3 protein-coding genes are annotated in these 613 nt (G+C 34.3%); all 3 read right to left on the minus strand.

Annotation, left to right across the window (positions count from 1 at the left end; all coding sequences use genetic code 11):
* Positions 1 to 208 (minus strand): recombination protein NinB (locus tag J3U74_RS12440; protein ID WP_267338108.1); only part of this gene is annotated, 208 nt, incomplete at its 3' end.
* A 2-nt stretch (positions 209 to 210) separates the two neighbouring features.
* Complete coding sequence (locus J3U74_RS12445; protein WP_267328498.1) at positions 211 to 393, minus strand: DUF1187 family protein; 183 nt, start codon at positions 391 to 393, stop codon at positions 211 to 213.
* Positions 378 to 536 carry a hypothetical protein gene (locus tag J3U74_RS12450; protein ID WP_267328499.1) on the minus strand — a complete coding sequence of 53 codons (159 nt, stop codon included), beginning with the start codon at positions 534 to 536 and terminating at the stop codon, positions 378 to 380. The genes J3U74_RS12445 and J3U74_RS12450 overlap by 16 nt, the downstream gene beginning before the upstream one ends.
* Positions 537 to 613: the final 77 nt, after the last annotated feature.

Here is a 613-nt window from a genome sequence, read left to right on the forward strand (position 1 = left end):
CTTCTGCTGTCAGTTTTTCTCCGTTCCATTCAACTTGTTTTGCAATATCGTTTAAAACAGCCCACATCATTCGATTTTGTGCTAATGTTCGCTTTTCTTCATCAATCACTATTCTTAACGGATATTTGCTATCAACTGGTAATTGATTAATAAAATTTATGGCCGTATTACGGGCAACTTCATGAGTTAATCGAATTTCCTTAATCATCTCTAAACCCTCTCACACTCAAAATTACGCACCTGCACATCAACATTAGACTTACCTAATGGCGTTTTAACCGTAGATAGTGTTTTAATTAATGTTTTTTCAGTTATTTTTGAATCACGTTGTAATACAATTGATCCCCAACTTTGCCATCCTTTTTTAATTTCTGCTGTTATTTTGTAAGCCATTTTTGTATCAACTCCCTTAATTTTGCCTTTTCTTCTTCCGGATATTTTTTAACTTGTTCGGCTAGTTCATATTTAATTTTTGCTAAGTTTGCCCTTCGTTTTCTCAGTGCTGTAACATAGTCATACGCTATTTTGTCTAGCATGTGATAGTGCCCGTTTTTGCAGTAATTAACTCGTCGTAACACAAGCCCGACCTGTTTTTAACATTTGTTTAATGTTT

This window comes from Gilliamella sp. B3892, assembly GCF_026536305.1.
In the GTDB taxonomy this organism is placed as follows: Bacteria; Pseudomonadota; Gammaproteobacteria; order Enterobacterales; family Orbaceae; genus Gilliamella.